25 protein-coding genes are annotated in these 20,702 nt (G+C 72.4%); 10 read left to right on the plus strand and 15 right to left on the minus strand.

Annotation, left to right across the window (positions count from 1 at the left end; all coding sequences use genetic code 11):
- Window positions 1-155 precede the first annotated feature (155 nt).
- Window positions 156-566, minus strand: coding sequence for a hypothetical protein (locus tag ACFO6V_RS16065; RefSeq protein WP_377136903.1), 411 nt, complete (start codon window positions 564-566; stop codon window positions 156-158).
- Between the two features lie 92 nt (window positions 567-658).
- On the opposite strand from ACFO6V_RS16065, the gene ACFO6V_RS16070 reads away from it, so the two are divergent.
- Window positions 659-1,246, plus strand: coding sequence for a TetR/AcrR family transcriptional regulator (locus ACFO6V_RS16070; RefSeq protein ID WP_377136905.1), 588 nt, complete (start codon window positions 659-661; stop codon window positions 1,244-1,246).
- Between the two features lie 43 nt (window positions 1,247-1,289).
- Here the strand turns inward: ACFO6V_RS16070 and ACFO6V_RS16075 are convergent, their stop codons facing one another.
- From ACFO6V_RS16075 to ACFO6V_RS16090, 4 genes are all read right to left on the minus strand, one after another.
- Window positions 1,290-2,303: an adenosine deaminase gene (locus tag ACFO6V_RS16075; RefSeq protein ID WP_377136907.1), complete on the minus strand. Its 1,014-nt coding sequence runs from the start codon at window positions 2,301-2,303 to the stop codon at window positions 1,290-1,292.
- Between the two features lie 31 nt (window positions 2,304-2,334).
- The gene (locus tag ACFO6V_RS16080; protein ID WP_377136909.1) at window positions 2,335-3,171 is read right to left on the minus strand and encodes a DUF4328 domain-containing protein; all 837 of its coding nucleotides are present in this window, start codon (window positions 3,169-3,171) and stop codon (window positions 2,335-2,337) included.
- Window positions 3,172-3,323: 152 nt separating this feature from the next.
- Window positions 3,324-3,980: a DUF998 domain-containing protein gene (locus ACFO6V_RS16085; RefSeq protein WP_377136911.1), complete on the minus strand. Its 657-nt coding sequence runs from the start codon at window positions 3,978-3,980 to the stop codon at window positions 3,324-3,326.
- A 139-nt stretch (window positions 3,981-4,119) separates the two neighbouring features.
- Entirely contained in the window at window positions 4,120-4,539 is a 420-nt protein-coding gene (locus ACFO6V_RS16090; protein ID WP_377136912.1) for a MarR family winged helix-turn-helix transcriptional regulator, read from the minus strand.
- A 78-nt stretch (window positions 4,540-4,617) separates the two neighbouring features.
- Between ACFO6V_RS16090 and ACFO6V_RS16095 the strand changes: the two genes are divergently transcribed.
- Window positions 4,618-5,445, plus strand: a complete 828-nt coding sequence (locus tag ACFO6V_RS16095) for an SDR family NAD(P)-dependent oxidoreductase (protein ID WP_377136914.1) — start codon at window positions 4,618-4,620, stop codon at window positions 5,443-5,445.
- A gap of 148 nt (window positions 5,446-5,593) precedes the next feature.
- Here the strand turns inward: ACFO6V_RS16095 and ACFO6V_RS16100 are convergent, their stop codons facing one another.
- The 4 genes from ACFO6V_RS16100 to rraA form a co-directional block, all read right to left on the minus strand.
- Window positions 5,594-6,325 (minus strand): DUF4328 domain-containing protein, encoded by a 732-nt coding sequence (locus ACFO6V_RS16100; RefSeq protein WP_377136916.1) that lies wholly within the window; start codon window positions 6,323-6,325, stop codon window positions 5,594-5,596.
- 248 nt (window positions 6,326-6,573) lie between these two features.
- The gene (locus ACFO6V_RS16105) at window positions 6,574-8,259 is read right to left on the minus strand and encodes a ribonuclease J (RefSeq protein WP_377136918.1); all 1,686 of its coding nucleotides are present in this window, start codon (window positions 8,257-8,259) and stop codon (window positions 6,574-6,576) included.
- Window positions 8,260-8,292: 33 nt separating this feature from the next.
- Window positions 8,293-9,261: a 4-hydroxy-tetrahydrodipicolinate synthase gene (dapA, locus tag ACFO6V_RS16110; protein WP_377136919.1), complete on the minus strand. Its 969-nt coding sequence runs from the start codon at window positions 9,259-9,261 to the stop codon at window positions 8,293-8,295.
- Window positions 9,262-9,357: 96 nt separating this feature from the next.
- A complete protein-coding gene (gene rraA / locus ACFO6V_RS16115) occupies window positions 9,358-9,822 on the minus strand; it encodes a ribonuclease E activity regulator RraA (protein WP_377136920.1) in 465 nt (154 codons plus the stop codon).
- Window positions 9,823-9,928: 106 nt separating this feature from the next.
- Between rraA and ACFO6V_RS16120 the strand changes: the two genes are divergently transcribed.
- The 7 genes from ACFO6V_RS16120 to ACFO6V_RS16150 all read left to right on the plus strand — a co-directional run bounded on the left by ACFO6V_RS16120 (window position 9,929) and on the right by ACFO6V_RS16150 (window position 15,593).
- Entirely contained in the window at window positions 9,929-11,398 is a 1,470-nt protein-coding gene (locus ACFO6V_RS16120) for an NAD-dependent succinate-semialdehyde dehydrogenase (RefSeq protein WP_377136922.1), read from the plus strand.
- 74 nt (window positions 11,399-11,472) lie between these two features.
- The gene (locus ACFO6V_RS16125) at window positions 11,473-12,210 is read left to right on the plus strand and encodes an AzlC family ABC transporter permease (RefSeq protein ID WP_377136924.1); all 738 of its coding nucleotides are present in this window, start codon (window positions 11,473-11,475) and stop codon (window positions 12,208-12,210) included.
- Window positions 12,207-12,527 carry an AzlD domain-containing protein gene (locus ACFO6V_RS16130; protein WP_377136926.1) on the plus strand — a complete coding sequence of 107 codons (321 nt, stop codon included), beginning with the start codon at window positions 12,207-12,209 and terminating at the stop codon, window positions 12,525-12,527. Before ACFO6V_RS16125 ends, ACFO6V_RS16130 begins: the two co-directional genes overlap by 4 nt.
- A gap of 115 nt (window positions 12,528-12,642) precedes the next feature.
- Window positions 12,643-13,146 (plus strand): GNAT family N-acetyltransferase, encoded by a 504-nt coding sequence (locus ACFO6V_RS16135; protein ID WP_377136928.1) that lies wholly within the window; start codon window positions 12,643-12,645, stop codon window positions 13,144-13,146.
- Window positions 13,147-13,269: 123 nt separating this feature from the next.
- A complete protein-coding gene (locus ACFO6V_RS16140; protein ID WP_377136930.1) occupies window positions 13,270-13,737 on the plus strand; it encodes a hypothetical protein in 468 nt (155 codons plus the stop codon).
- A gap of 10 nt (window positions 13,738-13,747) precedes the next feature.
- Window positions 13,748-14,251 carry a GNAT family N-acetyltransferase gene (locus ACFO6V_RS16145; protein ID WP_377136932.1) on the plus strand — a complete coding sequence of 168 codons (504 nt, stop codon included), beginning with the start codon at window positions 13,748-13,750 and terminating at the stop codon, window positions 14,249-14,251.
- 43 nt (window positions 14,252-14,294) lie between these two features.
- Entirely contained in the window at window positions 14,295-15,593 is a 1,299-nt protein-coding gene (locus tag ACFO6V_RS16150) for an MFS transporter (protein ID WP_377136933.1), read from the plus strand.
- Window positions 15,594-15,632: 39 nt separating this feature from the next.
- Here the strand turns inward: ACFO6V_RS16150 and ACFO6V_RS16155 are convergent, their stop codons facing one another.
- Genes ACFO6V_RS16155 through ACFO6V_RS16170 form a run of 4 tightly spaced genes read right to left on the minus strand, consistent with a single transcriptional unit; the run spans window position 15,633 to window position 18,244 of the window.
- A complete protein-coding gene (locus ACFO6V_RS16155) occupies window positions 15,633-15,992 on the minus strand; it encodes a PRC-barrel domain containing protein (protein ID WP_377136935.1) in 360 nt (119 codons plus the stop codon).
- 46 nt (window positions 15,993-16,038) lie between these two features.
- Complete coding sequence (locus tag ACFO6V_RS16160; protein WP_377136936.1) at window positions 16,039-16,482, minus strand: hypothetical protein; 444 nt, start codon at window positions 16,480-16,482, stop codon at window positions 16,039-16,041.
- Window positions 16,479-17,708, minus strand: a complete 1,230-nt coding sequence (locus tag ACFO6V_RS16165; RefSeq protein WP_377136938.1) for an NRAMP family divalent metal transporter — start codon at window positions 17,706-17,708, stop codon at window positions 16,479-16,481. Before ACFO6V_RS16165 ends, ACFO6V_RS16160 begins: the two co-directional genes overlap by 4 nt.
- Window positions 17,705-18,244 carry a hypothetical protein gene (locus ACFO6V_RS16170; RefSeq protein ID WP_377136939.1) on the minus strand — a complete coding sequence of 180 codons (540 nt, stop codon included), beginning with the start codon at window positions 18,242-18,244 and terminating at the stop codon, window positions 17,705-17,707. The genes ACFO6V_RS16165 and ACFO6V_RS16170 overlap by 4 nt, the downstream gene beginning before the upstream one ends.
- A gap of 152 nt (window positions 18,245-18,396) precedes the next feature.
- Between ACFO6V_RS16170 and ACFO6V_RS16175 the strand changes: the two genes are divergently transcribed.
- Window positions 18,397-19,359, plus strand: coding sequence for a TIGR03557 family F420-dependent LLM class oxidoreductase (locus tag ACFO6V_RS16175; RefSeq protein WP_377136941.1), 963 nt, complete (start codon window positions 18,397-18,399; stop codon window positions 19,357-19,359).
- 50 nt (window positions 19,360-19,409) lie between these two features.
- On the opposite strand, the gene ACFO6V_RS16180 is transcribed toward ACFO6V_RS16175, so the two are convergent.
- Both ACFO6V_RS16180 and dapB read right to left on the minus strand, forming a co-directional pair.
- A complete protein-coding gene (locus ACFO6V_RS16180) occupies window positions 19,410-19,910 on the minus strand; it encodes a hypothetical protein (RefSeq protein WP_377136943.1) in 501 nt (166 codons plus the stop codon).
- Window positions 19,907-20,680, minus strand: coding sequence for a 4-hydroxy-tetrahydrodipicolinate reductase (gene dapB / locus ACFO6V_RS16185; protein ID WP_377136945.1), 774 nt, complete (start codon window positions 20,678-20,680; stop codon window positions 19,907-19,909). The genes ACFO6V_RS16180 and dapB overlap by 4 nt, the downstream gene beginning before the upstream one ends.
- Window positions 20,681-20,702: the final 22 nt, after the last annotated feature.

The following is a 20,702-nucleotide window of genomic DNA, read 5'->3' on the forward strand; positions in this document are numbered from 1 at the left end:
CCAGGAGGCCTCGCGGTGTGTCCCGGGACCGGGTCCTTGTCCGCTTTGCCGGGATCAGGCTCCGGCTCAGGCTCCGCCGGTATGGCCTGAGCCTGCGGTTCCGCTTCGGGCGCGCACCTCGTTCCTCGGCCCGCACCCTGCGCTGCACCTCCGGCTCAGCCCAGGAGCAGCCCCACCGCCAGCGTCACGACCCCGGCGGCAAGGACCGCCGCGCCGATCGGGAGCAGCACGACTGCGCGGTTGGGCTTCGTCCGCCCCTCGCCCATCGCGGAGAAGAAGAACCCGGCGGGCATCAGGATCGCCGCGTACAGCACGCCGGTGGCGGCCAGCCAGTGCGCGAACCCCGTCAGGCTCGTCGCCTCGGACAGGAGCAGGCAGAGCAGGCCGAGGATCACGAGCACGCCCGCGTGCGCGTGGCCTGCCCGGTAGAAGCTCTTCTGCAGGTCGGTGGTGACCATCCGGCCGCCGAAGACCTTGAGCAGGAAGAACCCGCCCGACTCGATCCCCACGACGGTCAGCAGCACGATGCCCGCTGTGATGCGGGCCGGATCCGAGAGCTCGAGCACGGCGTCCTCCAGGGACTAGCTGTTCCGGTGTTTCATAACAGTGTTATCAAACAACGTTCGCAAACGCGCGTCAAGGCTTCTAGACTCGCGCCATGGCTCGACCACGACTGCACGACGACGCCCTGCGCACCCGGCTCCTCGAGGTCGCCTCGCGGATGATCTCGTCCGACGGCGAGAGCGCCGTGACCGTACGCAAGGTCGCAGCGGAGGCGGGCACCAGTGCCTCGGCCGTCTACGCGCTCTTCGGCTCGCGCGAGGCGCTGGTCGCGGCGGTCAGCGACGAGGGCTTCCGGCGTTTCGCCGAGCACCTCGCCGCCGTCGGCCAGGGCCACGACCCCGCGGCGGACCTGCGCGCCCTCGGCGGCGCGTACCGGAAGTTCGCCCTGGCAGACCCGCACTTCTACCGCGTCATGTTCTACCGCGCGGTGGCACCGGCCGACGGCGGTCCGGCGGAAGCCGTCGACCGGCCCACCTTCCAGGTGCTGCACGACGCCGTCGCCAGGGCGCTCGCCGGCGCGCCGCCCGAACGCGTGCTGAGCGCCGCCGTCGGGCTGTGGGGGCTGGTGCACGGGCTGGTGTCTCTGGAGCTGGCCGGCCTGCTGCCCGGGGACGAGAGCGCACGCGAGGCGGCGTTCGACCGGGCCGCAGGGACGGTCGGGCCTGCGCTGCTCGCGGGCTGACGCCGGTCACGGCCCAGCGGACCGGCTGGTCAGGCCCGGCCGCTCAGGCGCCGGCGACCCGCCAGGACTCGACCTCTGCCAGATAGGCGGCGACCCGGTCCGGCGGCAGGAACGACCCGCTGAACGACGCCGCCGCGAGCGCCGCCCGCTGCTCCCGGGTGAGGTCGAAGGCCGCGGTGACGGCGTCGTCGACGTCGTCCACGTAGGCGCCGAAGTACGGCGGGTCGTCGGAGTTGATGCTGACGAGCATGCCCGCCTCGATCATCGCGGGCAGCGGGTGCTCGGCCAGGGCGGGGACGGCGCGGAGCCGCACGTTGGAGACGGGGCACACGGTGAAGGGGACCTGTTCCGCCACGACGCGGGCGACGAGCTCCGGGTCGTCGACGACGGCGATGCCGTGATCGATCCGCTCGGCGTGCAGGAGGTCGAGCGCGTCCCGGATGTTCTGGGCGGGCCCCTCCTCCCCCGCGTGCGCGGTGCGGCGCAGCCCGGCTTCCTCCGCACGCGCGTAGACGGCCTGGAACAGGCCGGGCGGGTACCCGACCTCCGCGTTGTCCAGCCCCACGCCGACGATCGGCGCGTCCGCCGCGAGCAGCCGCTCCAGGACGTCGAGCGCGTCGGCGCTGTCCCGGTCGCGGTGGAACGCGGCGATGAGCAGCGTGGTGATGCCGTGCTCGGCCTCGCTGCGTTCGAGGACGCCGGCGATACCGTTGACGACGTCCTCCAGCGGAACCCCGCGCACCAGGTGCGCCTGCGGGTCGAAGCTGATCTCCGCGTGGCGCACCCCGGCTCGCGCCGCCCGCACCAGGTAGGCGCGGGTCAGGTCGGCGAAGTCGGCCTCGGTGCGGAGCACCGACATGGCGGCCGAGTACAGGTCGAGGAACGACTGCAGGTCCTCGAACTCGTACGCGGCACGCAGGCTCGCGGGGTCTGGATACGGCAGCGCCACGCCGTTGCGGGCGGCGAGCTCGAACGCAAGCTCCGGTTCCAGCGTGCCCTCGATGTGCACGTGCAGCTCTGCGCGAGGAGGTCGCGACGCCGAAGCGGGTGTGGTCATGACGGCAGGTTACGTCCCGCCACCACCCCGATCAGGCGAACCCGGCGGCCTTCTCCTGGGCCGCCGTGGTCTCCCGGACGATCCTCACCCAGTGGATGAACGCGACGGTGAGCGCGACGACGGCGACGGACCGGACAATGATCTCCACGTCCTGATCGGACGAGGTGAAGACGCGCAGGCCGGACAGCAGCCAGAAGGGCCACCACAGGCCCAGGGCGACCCGGCGCTGCCCGTCGGGCAGGACCGCTCCGCGGATGTCCCGCACCACCCGGAAGGGGACCCAGAAGTTGGCGACGGGGACCAGCCAGCCGAGCCAGGTCCAGGCCCGGCCGTGCGCGAACCGGGCCGCCGGGTTCCAGGCCTCGGCGAACGCGCGGCTGGCCTGGAGCCAGATGCCGGCGGCGACGTAGGCGGCCAGGGCGAACAGGAGCGCCACGGTGGCGCCGTTGGGGTCGATCCGGATGCCCAGGCCGATGTTGATGCCGAGCTCCTCGCCCCGGCCGCCCGTGAAGACCAGGATCGCCAGGCCTGCCAGCTCGACGAAGAGCAGGCAGCACGCGGCCACGGTCGTCCCGACTGCCAGCCCTGCGGGCGGCTCGGGCAGCGGCTTGCTGGATGTCCGACGGCGGGCCGGCGGGTGGGCCCGGTCGACGGGCACTCGCTGCTGCCCGCTGACCGGTGTGTGCGGTCCGGCGTGCTGGCCGGTGGTCGCACCGGCGTAGTGCTGCGGGTACTGGGGTTCGGCGTAGGGGGACTGCGGGTGGGCGGGGCTGCCTAGCTGCTCCGGGTGGGGCTGCATGCCTCGCTGGGGGACGGGCTCGCCCCAGGGGGCGGCGCCGTTCTGGTGGGGGGTGCGCGGGTCGGACATCAATGGCCTCCGATGTGTTCCGGCCACCGTACTCACACCGCAATGTCCGATAGCAACCAGTTGCGGGTGAACCAGGGCCCAACTGGCGATTTTATGGATGCAGGCTGGACTTTCCTGGGACGGTGACCACGGTCCCAGGCTGTGAGCACGGGTCAGCGGCGTGCCAGGTCCGGGTGTGGCACCTCCCGGTACAGGCGGAGCGACGCGAGCAGCAGCCAGGCGAACCCGACCACCACGGCGAGCCACAGCCCGCCCATCCCGGCAGGACCGAGCGCGGCCCCGCCGACGAAGCCCACGAGGACCACGATCCCGGCAACCCTCGACCAGGCCGCGTGCCGACGCTCACCGTGCCGGGCGAGCCACCCGCCGAGCAGCAGGGCGGCGACCCCGAACGCGATGAACCCGATGCCGCCGAACGCGAAGTGCAGCACGCCGGAGAGGCTCATCGCCGTGGCGCCCTCCTGCCCGGGCGGGAACCCGGGCATCGGGTCCGGCGGGAAGATCGCGCTCGCCACCATCGCGGCACCGTAGATGCCCACCGCGATCCCGGTGCCGCGGGCGCCCGCCCGGACCAGCCCGATCCCGGCGACCAGGACCATCACGCCGCTCAGCGCCAGGTTCGCGATCTGCATCCAGCCGCCGTCGCCCAGCATGAGCACGCTCAGCGGGTGCCGCGCGAAGTCGAACCCTTCCCGGGTGAGCGCCAGGACGAGCCCGACGAGCAGGTAGAACGGCCCCGCAACCACGCCCCAGCCGAGCATCGACCGCGTCACCGCGGCCGTCGTGTCGAACTCGTTCTCGTGTGCCATCTCGTCCTCCGGGTGCGTCGCGCCGGCGAGGTGCCGACGTCCTCCCCGATAGACGACGGCGGCGACGGGAACTGAGCGCTGCGTACCGGATCTGGGCCGGGGGCCGGCCCGGGACCGCACGGCTCAGGCCTGGGCCGGGTCAGTCCGGCGGAGCGACGCGGCCCAGCAGGGCGGCGAGCTGCGCCAGCTCGCTGGCCGACAGCGCGGCGAGCGGGGTCTTCTCCAGCACCGTCGAGACCAGCTCGTCGCGGACCTGACGGCCCTTGGCGGTCAGCACCAGCACCCGGGAGCGGCGGTCGTCCGGATCCACCGCGCGCTCCACCAGCCCTCGGTCGGTGAGCTGGTTGCTGATGAAGGTGAGGTTCGGTGCGTTGCAGTACAGGCGCTCGGCCATCACCTTCATCGAGGGCGGCGGCTCGTCCGGGTCGATGACCCACAGCGCTTGAAACGTCGCCGGCGTCATCTGGTGCTCGGCCAACGACTCCCCCAGCAGGTCGTTCGTGCGCATCCAGAGGTCGTGCGTCGCGGCGACCACCGCGGTGAGGTCGGGCGTGGTCATGCCCGCATCCTACCAATGCTTCGAGACTCGAAAGAATCATGCTACGTTCAGCCCTCCAGTACTTCGAGACTCGAAACAATGGAGGACCTTGTGAGCGACGACTACCGCGGCGTCACCGCCCTCGTCACCGGCGCGTCGAAGGGGCTCGGGCGGGCCTACGCGCTGGAGCTGGCCCGCCGGGGAGCTCGTGTGATCCTGCTGGCCCGGACGGAGGCAGGCCTCCGGGCGGTCGCCACAGAGATCCGCGAACGGCACCCGGGCACCGATGCCGAGGTGATCACCGGAGACCTCGCCGCGCCCGACGGCCCCGAACGGATCCTGCGAGAGCTGCGCGACCGCGGCCTGACGGTCGACCTGCTGCTCAACAACGCCGGTGCGGGCAGCGTGGGCCCGTTCCTCGGCCGCCCGCTCGGGCCGCAGCTGAGCACCGTCGGGCTGAACATCAGCGGTCTGCTCACGCTGACCCACACGATCGGGGCCGAGATGGTCGCGCGCGGGTCGGGCGGCATCATCAACGTCTCGTCGACCGCGGCCTTCCAGCCCATGCCCTACCAGGCCAGCTACGCCGCGACGAAGGCCTTCGTGCTCTCGTTCACCGAGGCGCTGGCCGAGGAGCTGCGCGGCACCGGCGTGCACGTCATGGCGGCGCACCCCGGCGCCATCGCCACCGGTTTCTTCGACGGCACCACGGCCAGCATCGACGAACGACTAGCCGACACCCCGGCCGCCGTCGCGACCCGCACCCTGGACGACTACGCCCGGCGGCGTGCCGTCTCCTATCCGGGCCGCGCCGTGAACCGGCTGATGACCTGGCCCGCACGCCTGCTGCCGCGCACGCTCGTCCCGCGCCTGGCCGGTGGGCTCAACCGCCGGCTACGCCTGCACGAGGTGGTCGACGCCGTCTGACCGACGGCGGTGAGCGACGTATGCCTCAGTACGAGACAACGACTTCCTGCTCAGCAAACCGTCGAGCCCTACACACTGCATGCGACACGCCGACGACGGCGTGCAGTGTGTAGGGCTCGCCACCGGACCAGCCACGACTGAGAGTCGGTCACGCCATGAGTCGCCGCTCGGCCACCGCGATCCGTTCCGCCTGAAAGCGCGTGACGTCCCGGATGATCCGGATCCACAGCACGAGTGCCACGACCATCGCGAAGGTGGCGACGAACTCGACGGTCACGAGCTGGTCGGCACCCTGGAGCGTCGCCTCAGGTGTCAGACGAGTGCCTGCCCGGGTCGCCATCCGGGAAGCGATGAAGTAGACGAGCCACGCGGCCCACCAGCCACCGATCCCCGAGACCGGTCCGCGTGATGTCGAGCGAAGGATGTCCCGCACCACCTGGTACGGGAACCACAGGGACACGATCGGTACCCACCAGCCCAGCCAGCTCCAGACCGGACTGCGCCCGTGGATGAACTTGGGGTTGGCCGCCACGGCGGTCGCCCGGCTGCGAGAGAGCCAGAGGCACGTGACGACGTAGCAGGCGACCTGGAGAGCGCCGTACAGCAGGTTCACCGCGTCGTACGCCGTGAACTGGCTCTGGTAGGCCGGGATACCCACTTCACCAGCGGTACGCAGCGCTGCGGCTCCCTCCGGGGCGAGCAGCAGCACCACCACCTGCACAGCGGTCAGCACGCATGCCAGCACGATCGCCGCAGTGCCGAGGCCAGCCGCGCTGCGCAGGGGCGGCACGTCGTACAGCGGCGCTCCGTACGTGTACTGCACAGGCGGGGGCACGGGCGACGTCGGCCCGGTAGGTGGGGCGTACGGGTCGTGCGTCATCGGGTGGCTCCATGCTGTCCGGGGAACCCGAGCCTTGCCGAGAAGGCATCGGGCAGCCGCCAACGCTAACCAGCGTTGCCCGATATGCCCCCATCGCCGCCGGGTGATCTTCCCCGAACGATCAGCGGAGCTCGACGAGAACGGGGTTGTGTGCGTGACCTGGCTGGTCACGCACACAACCCCGTTCTCACCCGCAGCCGGCCAAGCCGACCGACCCGGCCGAAAGGCCGAGCCGCACCGCAGCCCGATCAGGCCTCGACGACCACCGGGACGATCATCGGCTTGCGGCGCAGCCGCGTCGCCACGTAGCGCCCGATGGTGCGGCGCATGATCTGCTGCAGCTGGTGCGTGTCCGTGGCCCCGCCCGCGATCGCGTTTTCCAGCGCCGCGGTGACCTCCGGCATCACCTTGTCGAACACCGAGGCATCCTCGGCCATACCCCGCGCGAGAACCTGCGGGGGTGCCAGCACCTTACCTGTCGCGGTGTCGATCACCGCGAAGACGGACACGAAGCCCTCCTGCCCCAGGACCACGCGGTCCTTGAGCTCGGCCTCGGTGATCTCGCCGACCGACGAGCCGTCGACGTACACGTAACCGCACGGCACGGCGCCCACGACGGACGCCTTGCCGTCCACGAGGTCGACGACCACGCCGTCCTCAGCGAGCACCACGCGGTCGGCCGGCACGCCGGTCTTCACCGCGAGCGCCCCGTTGGCCACGAGGTGGCGCACCTCGCCGTGCACCGGCATGACGTTCTTGGGCTTGAGGATGTTGTAGCAGTACATGAGCTCGCCGGCCGAGGCGTGCCCGGAGACGTGCACCTTGGCGTTGCCGCCGTGCACCACGCGTGCGCCGAGGCGGGTCAGGCCGTTGATGATGCGGAAGACGGCGTTCTCGTTGCCCGGGATGAGCGAGGAGGCGAGGATCACGGTGTCGCCGAACTCCACCTGGACCTTGTGGTCGCCGTTGGCCATGCGGGAGAGCGCCGCCATCGGCTCGCCCTGCGAACCGGTCGACATGTAGACGATCTGGTCGCCGGGCACCGAGTCGGCCTTCTTGATGTCGATGAGCACGCCCGGCGGCACGTCGAGGTAACCGAGGTCGGCGGCGATACCCATGTTGCGCACCATGGAGCGGCCGACGAGGGCCACGCGCCGGCCGTGCGCGTGCGCGGCGTTGAGCACCTGCTGCACGCGATGCACGTGCGACGAGAACGACGCGACGATGATCCGCTTGTCGGCGTGCGCGAAGACGTCGTCGAGGACCGGGCCGATCTCGGCCTCGGGCGTCACGAAGCCCGGCACCTCCGCGTTGGTGGAGTCCACCATGAAGAGGTCGACGCCCTTCTCGCCGAGGCGGGCGAAGGCGCGCAGGTCGGTGATGCGGCCGTCGAGCGGCAGCTGGTCCATCTTGAAGTCACCGGTGTGCAGCACGGTGCCCGCGGCGGTGGTGACCGCCACGGCGAGCGCGTCCGGGATGGAGTGGTTGACCGCGACGAACTCGCAGTCGAAGATGCCGAGCTGCTCGCGCTGCCCTTCCTTCACCTCGAGGGTGTAGGGCTTGATGCGGTGCTCCTTGAGCTTCGCCTCGATGAAGGCGAGCGTCAGGCGCGAGCCGACCAGCGGGATGTCCCCGCGCAGCCGCAGCAGGTACGGCACGGCGCCGATGTGGTCCTCGTGACCGTGCGTCAGGACTATCGCCTCGATGTCGTCGAGGCGGTCCTTGATGTAGTCGAAGTCCGGCAGGATCAGGTCCACGCCGGGCTGGTTGTCCTCGGGGAACAGCACGCCGCAGTCGATGACGAGCAGCTTTCCGGCATGCTCCAGGACCGCCATGTTGCGTCCCACCTCGCCCAGGCCGCCGAGGGCGACGATCCGCAGTCCGCCTTCGGGCAGCGCGGGGGGCAGGGACAGTTCGGGGTGAGGATGACTCACGTGGCCTCCAAGGCCTCGTTCCAACAGAAAGTTTCAGTGCCCGACGGCGGAGCTCGCCTCCGCGAGCTCGCTCACCTCGGGCTGGCGCGCGGCGTCGTCGCGCAGCAGACCGGCCTCGGCCAGGACCACGCGCAGGGCGGCCACCTCGTCGTCCGTCGCGGCGACGTTGGGCAGGCGCAGGAACCGGTTGTCCGTGATGCCGATCGCCTCGACCGCGGCCTTGGCCATGACGGCCTGGGCGCCCGCGCCGTTGAGGGCGTCGATGACGCCGGTCGCCGTGCGGAAGACCTCGACGGCTCCGGCGATGTCGCCGGCGTCGAACCGGCGGACGGTCTCCGCGAAGTGCGCGCCGACCACGTGGGCCGACACGGAGACGATGCCCGCGCCGCCGACGCTCAGGAACGGCAGCAGCAGGCCGTCGTCGCCCGAGTACCACGCCAGCCCGGTCTCCGCGATGAGCTTGGTGGCGGCGTAGACGTCGCCGGTGGCGTCCTTGTTCGCGATGATCCGCGGGTGCTGCGCCAGGCGCCGGTAGGTCTCGGGCGCGATGCGCACCACGGTGCGGCCAGGCACGTCGTACAGCATGACGGGCAGGTCCGTCGCGTCGGCGACGGCCACGAAGTGCTGGTACAGGCCCTCCTGGCTGGGCCGCGAGTAGTACGGCGAGACGACGAGCACGCCGTCCGCGCCGGCCTCGGCGGCCTGTTCGGCCATGCGGATGGCGTGCACCGTGTCGTTCGAGCCCGCGCCGGCGACGACCGCCGCGCGGTCGCCCACGGCCTCGACGACCGCGGCGACGAGCTCTTCCTTCTCGGGCGTGTGCGTCACCGGGGACTCGCCTGTGGTGCCGGAGAGGACGAGGCCGTCGTTGCCGTCGTCCACCAGCTTCTTCGCCAGCTTGACCGCTGCCTTCAGGTCCACGGCGCCCTCGGGCGTCATCGGGGTGACCATTGCGGTCAGGACAGCGCCGAACGGGCGCGTCGGGTCAGTGGGAAGAACCATGGCTCTACCGTACCGTTTACCGCCCACATCACCGCCGTCGCACGAGCTCCTCCAGCCGGTCGACGGCGGCGATCTCGTCGTGAGCGAGCCGGTGGGTCACCGCTCGACCAGCACGCCGTCCTCGTCGGCGTACACGGTCGCACCGGGGCGGAACACGACGCCGCCGATCTCCACCGCCTCGTCCAGCACGCCCGCGCCCGCCTTCGACGACTTGCGGGGGTTGGTGCCGAGCGCCTTGACGCCCAGGCCCAGCCCGCCGATCGCCACCGAGTCGCGGATCGCGCCGTGGATGATGGCGCCGGCCCAGCCGTTCTCCACCGCCGCGGCGGCGATGAGGTCACCCATCAGGGCGCTGCGGAGCGAGCCGCCGCCGTCGACGACCAGCACCGCGCCCTCGCCCGGTGTCTGCGTCACCGCCTTGACCAGGCCGTTGTCCTCGTAGCACCGCACGGTGCGGACCGGGCCGGAGAAGCTACGGACCCCACCGAAGTCGCGCAGCTGGACCGAGAGCGAGGCCAGCGCCTCGCCGTGCTCGTCGTACAGGTCGGCGGTCGCCGTCATCGTGGTCCTCTCGTGGAAGGGCGTGCGCCAGCACCATACTCATTGGTTGCTCAGTCGTTCGCCGGTGCCCGGTCGCGGCTGACGCGCGCCTGTGGATACTCGGAATATGGCGACGACGCTCTCCCCCGCACTCGTGGCGCACCTGCCCACCGGCATCCTCGTCGACGGGCACTGGGGCTCCGCCGCGGGCGGCGTCACGTTCGAGGTCACCGACCCGGCGACCGCGGAGCCCATCTTCGACGTCTCCGATGCCACCCCTGCCGACGCCGTGCGCGCCCTCGACGCCGCGCACGCCGCAGCCCCCGCCTGGCGGGCCGTGCCGCCCCGCGAGCGCTCCGAGCTGCTGCGCGCCGTCTTCGCGCGGCTCGTCGCCCGCACCGACGACATCGCGGCGCTGATCACCGCCGAGGCCGGCAAGCCGCTGGCCGAGGCCCGTGCCGAGGTCGTCTACGGCGCCGAGTTCCTGCGCTGGTTCGCCGAGCAGGCGGTGCGCGCCGACGGCCTGGTGCGCACGGCGCCGTCGGGCAGCAACAAGCAGTACGTGAGCCGCCGGCCCGTGGGACCGTCCCTGCTGATCACGCCCTGGAACTTCCCCATCGCCATGGCGACCCGCAAGATCGCCCCGGCGCTCGCCGCCGGATGCACCGTGGTGATCAAGCCTGCCTCGCTGACCCCGATGACCACCCTCCTGGTCGCGGAGGTCATCCGCTCGGAGGCCCAGGTACGCGGCCTGCCCACCGGCATCGTCAACGTGGTCCCGACCTCACGGTCGGGACCGGTCACCGAGCCGCTGTTCGAGGATCCCCGCCTGCGCAAGGTCTCCTTCACCGGGTCCACCCGCGTCGGTCAGGTCCTGCTCGCCCAGGCCGCGAAGAACGTGCTGCGCACCTCGATGGAGCTCGGCGGCAACGCGCCGTTCGTCGTCTTCGAGGACGCCGACCTCGACGCCGCCGTCGAGGGCGCGCTGATCGCGAAGCTGCGCAACTCCGGCCAGTCCTGCGTCGCCGCCAACCGCTTCCTCGTGCACGACGCCGTCGCGCGCACGTTCGGCGAGAAGCTCGCCGCGGCGATGGGCGCGAAGGTCACCGGACCGGGCAACCGGCCGGGCACCGAGGTGGGCCCGCTCATCGACGAGGCGGCGGTGGACAAGGTCACCGGCCTGGTGGACGACGCCGTCGCGCACAACTCGCAGGTGCTCACCGGCGGATCGCGGCTCGACGGGCCGGGCCACTTCTTCGAGCCGACAGTGCTCACCGGGGTCGACGCCGACGCGCGCGTCGTGACCGAGGAGATCTTCGGCCCGGTCGCCCCGATAGTCGCCTTCGGGTCCGACGACGAGGCGTTCGAGCTGGCCAACGGCACCCCGTACGGCCTGGCCGCCTACGCGTACACGACGTCGCTGGCACGGGCGCAGCGCGCGATGGACGAGATCGAGGCGGGCATGATCGGCATCAACCGGGGCCTGGTGTCCGACGCGAGCGCGCCGTTCGGCGGCGTCAAGGCCTCCGGCCTGGGGCGCGAGGGCGGCGAGGCGGGCATGGAGGAGTACCAGGAGACGGTGTACGTGGCTCTGTAGATCCCGTCCGGGTAGACCCGTCCGGCGGGCGGGCGGCGCGCCGAGCACGTCCGACGACGACGTAGCCTCGCTGCGTGAACGTCCTCCCCAGTGATCCGGCGGCCCGCGCCGCCGTCCGCCAGGGCGTGAGCGTCTCGGTCGCGACCGGTCTGTACGGCATCTCGTTCGGCGCCCTGTCGGTCGCCGCCGGGGTCGGCCTCGGCCCGACCATGGCCCTGAGCCTGCTCATGTTCTCCGGTGGCTCCCAGTTCGCCCTGATCGGCGTCATCGGCGCGGCGGGCACCCCCGTCGCGGCGATCGCCACCGCGGCACTGCTCGGCCTGCGCAACACCCTGTACGGCGCGGTGGTCTCGCCGCTGCTCCAGGTGCGCGGCTGGCGCCGGCTCGCCGCCGCCCACGTCACCATCGACGAGTCGACGGCGGTCGCCGTCGCCCAGCCCGAGCCCGCGGCCTCCCGGATCGGGTTCTGGGTCACCGGCGTCGGCGTCTTCGTGCTCTGGAACGTGTTCGTGCTCCTCGGCGCGCTCGCCGGCGACGCGCTCGGCGACCCGCGCGCCTGGGGCCTCGACGCGGCGGCCGCCGCCGCGTTCCTGGCCCTGGTGTGGCCGCGACTCGCACCGCGCCGTGCCCAGCTCGTCGGGGGGCTCGCCGTCGTGGCCACCGCGGCGCTCATCCCGTTCGTCCCGCCGGGCATCCCGGTGCTCGCCGCGGCAGCGGTCGCGATCCTCGTGGGCCTGGTCGCGCCGTCGGTCCCGGGTGCCACCGCTGCCGGCCAGCCCGAGAACCAGACCGACCGGGAGCCTGCCCGATGACCACCACCGTCCTGTGGACCACCGTGCTGGTGGCGTCGCTGGCCTGCTTCGCCCTCAAGCTCGGCGGGCACCTGATCCCGCGTGGCTGGCTGGCCTCCGAGCGCGTCCAGCGGGTCACCGCGCTCGTCACGGTGGCGCTGCTCGTCTCCCTCGTCGTGGTCCAGGGGTTCGCCGACGGACGCACCCTGACGGTGGACGCACGCGTCCCCGCCCTTGCGGTCGCGGCGCTCGCGCTCGCGCTGCGCGCCCCGTTCATCCTCGTGGTGGTGCTGGCGGCGGGCACGGCTGCGGGCCTCCGTGCCCTGGGCTGGGGCTGAAGCTGGCCGGCTCCGGCCCTTCCCGATGACCATGCACCTGCTGCCAGGATCGAGCCCTGCCTGGCAGCAGGTGCATCGTCATCCTGACGACCCGCCGGGCCGTTAGGGTGGTCAGGTGGCACTGTTTCGCGAGACCGCCGACGTATCCGTCCGCCCAGCGATCGCCGGCGACGAGGCCGCCGTGACCGACGTGCAGGTCGCCGCGTGGCGCGCCACCGGCGTGCTCGGCGAGGGGGTCATCGACGCGCTCGACGTGCCCGCCATGCGGGAGCGCTGGTCGTCGGCCATCACCTCGCCGCCCGGCCCCGGCTTCGCGGTGTTCGTCGCGCTCGCGGGGCCCGACGTCGTGGGGTTCGCCGCCGTCTCCCCCGGTCAGGTGCTGTCGCTCGAGGTGCTGCCCGAGGCGCAGCGGGCGGGCCACGGGTCCCGGCTGCTCGCGGCCGCCGTCGACCGGCTCCGTTCCGACGGCTCGGAGACCGTGACCACCTGGACCCTGGCGGACGACACCGCGCGTGCCGCCTTCCTCGAGTCCAGCGGGCTCGGCGAGGACGGCCGCAGCCGCACCCTCGCGACAGGGGTCCGCGAGGTCGTCGAGCACCGCTGGTCCGCCGCGATCTGAGGGCTGCGCCGTCCGGATCCGCGGCCGGGTCCGCCGTCCCGCCCGCCGACCGCCCACCGAGCGAATCGCAGGTTTCACGCCCGCGTGACAGTCCCGTGACACGGCCTTGCGACCATCACCCTCATGGGGATACGCACGGAGTACTTCGCGGCACCTAGCGATGAGGTGGCGGCGACGGCGCTCCGCACACCGGGCGGGCCGGCCGACCCGGACCAGCGCACCGACCTGCCGCGCTTCGACGCCGTCGCGGTGCCGTCGATGGACCCGTTCGTGATGCTCGGCGGGCTCGCCGGTGCGCTGTCCGGCCGGCCGTACGGCGAGGTCACCGCGCATCCGCGGCACGGGACGCTGGTCTGCAGCGGAGGCGACGAAGGTCCGTGGATAGTCACCGTCTCGCAGACGCTCGCCGACGACCTCGCCTCCGCCGCGCCCGCCCGCCTGGCCCGGGTAGCCCGTGAGTGGCACGCCACCGCGACGCCCGCCGTCCCGCCGCGCCAGCTCGCCGCCGCGCTGCTGCCGCTCGCGGCGCTCGCCGCCCGCGCGGCCGACCAGGGATACGGGCTCTACTGCTGGACGAGCCTCACCGAGTGACGAGCACCGAGTGACAGACATCGTCCGTACGGTCGGCCGGGACTGTCCCCCGGAGCTCGGGCTCGGCGCCCTCCTCACCGCCTACCACCTGCGGACCGAGGAGGAGAAGGGCGCCGCCGTCGCGGACGCCGACGCGCTGCCCGCCCGCTACCGGGCGGAGATCAGCGACCCCCGGTCGGCGTTCGCGGACGACGTCATCCTGGTCGCGCGCCGCGGGGACCGGCCGGCGGGCTGCGTGGTCGTGACCGCGCCCGTGGCGGGCCGCGTAGAGATCAAACGGCTCTGGACGGTCCCGGAGCTCCGGGGCCACGGCATCGCCTCGGCGCTGGTCGGTGCCGCGCTGACCCACGCGGCCGCCGTCGGCGTCGGTACTGTCGCGCTCTCCGTCTGGACCTGGCGCACGGGCGCGCTGGGCCTCTACGAGAGGCTCGGCTTCGCCATGGTCGAGTCGTGGGACGAACGGGACGACCTGGTCTGCATGGAGCGTGCCGTCCGGCCGACGGACAACGTTTGAAAGCAGCGTGACCTCAGGGCCGCGGAGGTGCTTCACTAACCCGGTGATCCGCAACCCCAACCCGCTCTGGCGGACCTTTGTCGAGCTCCGTGGCAACCCTCGCGCCTGCGTGTGGACCGAGCCGCTGTGGGGTCTGTCCATGGCTCTCGTGCTGCCGTACGCGTCCGTGTTCATGCTGGCGCTGGGCCTGCACGACCAGCAGATCGGGTTCCTGGCCACGGTCGCGATGCTCTCCCAGGTCGCCTTCGGGCTGGCCGGCGGGATCATCACCGACCGGCTCGGCCGGCGCGCCACTACCGCGTGGTTCGACGTGATCGCCTGGGTGATCCCGTGCGTGCTGTGGGCGTTCGCGGAGAACTTCTGGTTCTTCCTCGCGGCGTCGCTCGTGAACGGAGCCCTGCAGGTCACGCAGAACTCGTGGGACTGCCTCATGGTCGAGGACGCCGAACGGGGCCAGATCACCCGGATCTACTCGCTGGTCAAGGTCGCGTCCGACTGCTCGGCCCTGTTCGCGCCGCTGGCCGCCATCCTGGTCGCCCAGCTCGGGCTCGAACCCGCCGTGCGCATCCTGTACGTCAACGCGGCGATCGTGATGACCGTGAAGATCGTCTGGCTGTACCTATGGTCGAGGGAGACCCGGCAGGGCCGCGTCCGCATGGCAGCCACCCGCGGGCACAGCGTGTGGCGCATGCTGGCCGGCTACCGCGGTGCGCTCGGCCTGCTGCTGCGCTCGCGCGGCTCGCTCCTCGCGCTGGCCGTGGCCGCGCTGACGGCCGCGGTCACGCTCGTCAACGCCACGTTCTGGCAGGTGGTGGTCAGCCAGCACCTGCACGTGCCGGACGCGCTGCTGCCCTTCTTCCCGATGGTCCGCTCGATCCTGTCGGTGGTCTTCTTCTTCACGCTCATCCCGCTCCTGACCACCGCCGTCGACCTCAGGCGCGCCACGTTGTGGGGGTTCGGGGTCCACCTCGCCGGACAGGTCGTGCTGGTGGCGATCCCAGCGTCCGCCGGCGGCGCGACGCCGGCGACGTACGCGTTCCTCGGCCTGTGCCTGCTGCTGGACAGCTTCGGCGCGGGCATGCTGTACATGCTCTCGGAGTCGCTCGTCGCGCTGCACGTGGACCAGGCCGAACGCTCGCGCGTGATGGCGCTCCAGCGCACGTGCATCATGCTCGCCGCGGCGCCGTTCGGCTGGATCTCCGGCTGGCTCTCCGGGATCGACCGGACCTATCCGTTCATGCTCACGGCGGCTCTGCTCGTCGTCGGGCTCGTGCTGGTGATGGTGCGCTGGGTACCGACCCACCCGGACGCCGAGCCCGACCTGACGCCCAACCCCGCCTGACGCGGGCCGGCAGCGGCGTCGGCTACCGGCTGCACGCCGTCAGAGGCCGGGCTCGTAGCGCCGGTGGCCGGCGCGGAGCGTGACCGCCCTGCTGTCCCGGTCCGTGTGGTCGTCCTGCGAGGCCGGCACCCGGGCGACGTCCGGCCAGTGCACGAGGAACGTGCCCCGGTGCAGCCACCGCAGCAGCTGCGCGACAGGCCAGGGGTGCCGCACGTCCGACCGCTCGAAACCCAGGAACGACGTACGGGTGCGCGGCGAGACCACGAGCCCGTGCAGCCGTGCGCCGGCGAGAGACGTGCTGGGCGACCCGTCGAGCACGAAGCGCAGGTCGACCACCCAGCCGAGGTGCGTCCCGGCGTCGTCGAGCACCGGGACGTCGAGCAGGTCCGACGCGATCACCGTGGTCTCCTCGTGCCGATCATGCTGATCATGCTGATCATGCTGATCATGCTGAGCTTTCCGGGTCGTGCGTACCGCCCGGGATACGGCCGATGACGTGGTCCCGCGTCCAGCGCTCCAGCCAGGTCGCGTCGAGGTCGGCCCCATGGACGCCGAGGCGCACGGCGGTACCGACGTCGGCCACGTGCCGCCACGGCAGGCGGTACCAGCGCGAGGCGGGCGGGCGACCGCCGAAGACGCGCGTACCGAGCACGGGACCGGTGAGCAGCGCGGCGATCACGACGGGCACGCTGCCGTCGATCCGCCCGTCCTCGGCAGCCTCGCCGTCGACCACCTCCAGCTCGATGTCGTCGAGGGTGCACACCGGCACCTCGTCGACGTCGAGCACCTGGCGGTCCAGCAGGTGCAGCCGCGCGTCCAGGATCCGCCCGGGCTGCCGCGGCTCGGGCTCCCGGACCAGGTCGCGCGGGCCGGTTCGTCCGTGTCTCATCCGCCCGCCTCCGTCGCGATCATCAGGGGTATCGCGGCCAGGGCGGCCACGACGAGGATGACGAGGTACACCGTGCCCAGCACGTTCATCGCGCGCCCGTTGACGTGCTCGCCCATGTACTCGGGGTCGTTCGCGACGACCAGGATCGGCAGGTACGTCAGGGGCAGGGCCACCGCGGAGAAGACCACCGAGTACTCGGTGACGGCGATCGGGTCGACGTTGGTCATCAGGACGCCGACCGCGACCACCAGCGCCAGGATCATCGCCAGGTGGAAGCGGGGCGCCCGGGCCGGCCGCCGGAACTTGCCCCACGACCAGCCCAGGTACTGCGAGAGCGTGTACCCGGTGGACAGCGCGGTCTCCAGCGCCGCACCGAACGTCGCGGCGACCAGCCCCACGATCACCACGGCGACGAGCAGCGTCCCGCCCGCCTCCGCGACCGGCAGGGTCAGCTGAGACATCGAGTCGACCCGTATCCCCGCCGGCAGCAGCACGATCGCGGCACACGCCGCTATCGCTATCGACAGCAGCCCGCCGAGCGGGAACCCCACCAGCACGTTGAGGCGCGACGTCGCGAGGTCCTGCGGTGTCCAGCGGTCCTCGACGCCGCCGGACGAGAAGAAGAAGACCTCGTAGGGCGTCATCGCGGCGCCGAACAGCGCAACGGCGAAGTACCAGTACACGGCGGCGCTCTCCTGCACCGGCACCTGCTGGAGCAGCTGCGCGCCGAGGTCGCCCCAGTCCGGGCCGAGCAGGAACACCGCCACCGCGAACCCGACGAGCGCCAGGCCCAGCAGACCCGTGACGTTCTCCATGACGTCGAACTTCACGCGCCACAGGACGAGCCACACCGCCAGCGCCGCAACGGGCACCCAGAGCCGGTGGTCCACGCTGCTCGCGAGCTGCAGGGCGAGCGCGATGCCACCCACCTCCGCGATGAGGGTCAGCACCGTGACCGCGAGGCTCGCCGCCAGGTTCAGCCCCGCGGTGCGCGGGCCGAGTCGCTCGCGGATGATCTCGAACGTCGCCCGGCCGGAGACCGCCGCGACCTTCCCGGACATGTGCGCGAACACGCAGATGCCGAGCACCCCGACCACCACCACCCACGCCAGGGACAGCCCGAACCGCGAGCCGACGACGGCGTTCGTGACCAGGTCCCCCGCGTCGAGGAACCCGCCGATGGCGGTGAGGACGCCAAGCGCGACTGCCAGCAGGCGGCTCTTCATGGCGCCGTCCGCTCGGTCTGGGCCCGGGCCTGCGCCTTGGCCCGGGCCTCGGCGTGCTCGACCGCACCGCTCGCCTCGTCCAGCCCGCCGGCGGCCTCGTCGAGGGCGCGCAGGACGTCGTCGGCAGACGACGGCGGCTGTCCCAGCCACGTGCGTGCGGCGGTCACCGGTCCGACGGCGGCCGACGCGGCGTCGAGTGCCTCGCCCCGCACCTCGTCGGCCTTCTCGGCCGCGATGACCAGCGTCCCGATGCCGTGCACGGCGCCGGTGGCCGTCTCGACGGCGTCGCCGACCGCGGCGTCGGCGGTCACCGCCGGCAGCCGGCCGGCGGCGCGCGCCCGCACGGCCAGCTCCGCCGTGGCGACCGCCGAGCTCGCGTCGTCGAGGTGGTCGGACACGCTGCCGAGGGCGCCCGCGTCGTCCGCCCTGGTGGCCGCGGGGCCGCACCCGGCGAGCACGCCTGCCGACCCCACGACCAGGACCAGCGCCAGCGCGACACGCGGCCGGGGTCGCTGGCGATGCGGACGGTTGGTCACGCTCGAAATGCTTGCGCGGATCACCGGTTCTCGCACGCCGGGTGAATCCCTCGCACGCCGGGTGAATCCATGGCGACCGGCCGCGGCCCCGAGCGGCGAGCAGCAACCACACCTGCCTATCGTCGTGAGGACAACGCGGGAAGGAGCACACCATGCACATCGGGTACACCCTCATGACCGAGCAGAGCGGGCCGCGAGAGCTGCTGCGGTATGCGGTCGCCGCCGAGGAGGCGGGCTTCGACTTCGAGCTCTCCAGCGACCATTTCTCCCCCTGGCTCCCCGAGCAGGGACACGCGCCCAACGCGTGGGTGCTCCTGGGGGCGGTGGCCCAGGCGACGAGCCGGGTCGAGCTGATGACGTTCGTGACCTGCCCGACCATGCGGTACCACCCGGCGGTGGTGGCGCAGCAGGCGGCGACGCTCCAGCTCCTGGCCGACGGCCGGTTCACCCTCGGGCTCGGCTCCGGCGAGAACCTCAACGAGCACGTGGTCGGCGAGGGCTGGCCCGCCATCGCCGTCCGCCAGGACATGCTCGAGGAGGCGACGCACATCATCCGCGAGCTGCTCACGGGCGAGCTGGTCACCTGGGAGGGCGAGTACTTCCGAGTCGACTCCGCGCGCCTCTGGGACGTGCCGGACGCCGGGGTCCAGATCGGCGTCGCCCTCTCGGGCAAGCACGGCGTCGAGCGGTTCGCGCCGCTCGCGGACCACCTGGTCCAGGCGATGCCCGACGCCGACGTGGTCAGGGGCTGGCACGACAAGCACTCCGGCGGGTCCCGGGTGTTCGGGCAGGTGCCGATCTGCTGGGACCCGGACGAGGACAAGGCGATCGAGCGCGCCCACTCCGAGTTCCGCTGGTTCGGCGGCGGCTGGTCGGTGAACGCGGACCTGCCCACACCGGCCGGGTTCACGGGAGCCTCGCAGTTCGTGCGGCCGGAGGACGTCGCGTCGGCGATCGCCTGCGGGCCGGACCTGGACAAGCTCGCCGAGAGCGCCCGCCCGTTCCTGGACGCGGGGTTCACCGACCTCGCGATAGTGCAGGTGGGCGACCACAACCAGGACCGGTTCCTCGCCGAGGCGGCGGGGCCGCTGGTGGAGCGCCTGCGGGCGCTCTAGCGGGCCGGTCCTGGCAGGCCGGTCCTGGCGGGCCGGTCCTGGCCGACGGGCTAGTCCTGGGCGGCCGGAGCGGGCTTGGCGCGGTAGAACCCCGCGGCCTTGCGCAGGCCCTCGCGGGCCCGGCGGCGGTCGCCCGAGGCGTCGTACGCGAACGCGAGGTGGTACCAGGCGCGCCAGTCCTCCGGCGCGGCCTCGACGGCTGCCCGCCGTGGCTCGAACGCCTCGTCGGCGGCCGCCCGGTCGATGCGCCCGCCGGGCGACCGGGGCAGGTCGTCCACGGGGAGGTCACCCTCGGCGAACAGCGTGTCCGCCATGGTCTGCACCGTCGCCGCGAGCCGGTACTCACGCACGATCAGCCCGATGACCAGCAGCGGGATGATCAGTACGGCCAGACCGATGGCGATCAGGACGGGCTCGCCCGCGCGCACCATCGTGATGCCGCGCCCCGCGATCTGCCAGATGTACAGCGCGAGCAGCGCCGTGACGGCGAGCGTGCCGGGCAGCCCCTTGGGCAGCTTGCGGCCCGGGCTGCGGGTCCCCGGGTCGCTCACGACAGGTCCAGCACGTGCTCGAGCCCCACCGTCAGCCCGGGGCGGGACACCACCGAGCGGATCGCAAGCAGCACGCCCGGCATGAACGAGGACCGGTCGAACGAGTCCTGCCGGATGATCAGTTGCTCCCCCTCGTTGCCGAAGAGGATCTCCTCGTGCGCCACAAGCCCGCGCAGCCGGACGGCGTGCACGCGCACCCCGTCGACGTCGGCCCCGCGGGCCTCCCAGCCCGTCTCCGTCGCGTCGGGCGACGGCCCGAGGCCGGCCTCGGCACGGGCGACAGCGATCGCCGCGGCCGTGTGCCGGGCGGTGCCGGACGGAGCGTCCACCTTGTTCGGGTGGTGCAGCTCGATGACCTCCGCGGACTCGAAGTACCGGGCCGCCTTGGCGGCGAACGTCATCGCCAGCACCGCCGAGAGCCCGAAGTTCGGGGCGATGAGCACGCCGAGCGAACCCGTGCCGCCCGTCCCCCGGGGTGACAGCTCGGCGAGGTGCGCAGCGACGCGGGCGCGCGAGTCGTCGTCCCAGCCGGTGGTGCCGACCACCGCGTGCACACCGGCGTCGAGCACCGCGTGCACGTTGGCCTCGGTCACGGCCGGGACCGTGAAGTCGACGGCGACGTCGGCCCCGGCGAGCGTCTCGCTCGAGATCGTGTCGCCGTTGTCCAGGCTGGCGACCAGCTCGAGGCCGTCCGCGGCCTCGACCGCCGCACACGCCTGGGTACCCATGCGCCCGGCCGCGCCCAGCACGGCCACCTTGATGTCACTCACGATCTACCACCCTCTGTTAACT

This window comes from Promicromonospora alba, from assembly GCF_042654905.1.
Lineage (GTDB): Bacteria > Actinomycetota > Actinomycetes > Actinomycetales > Cellulomonadaceae > Promicromonospora > Promicromonospora alba.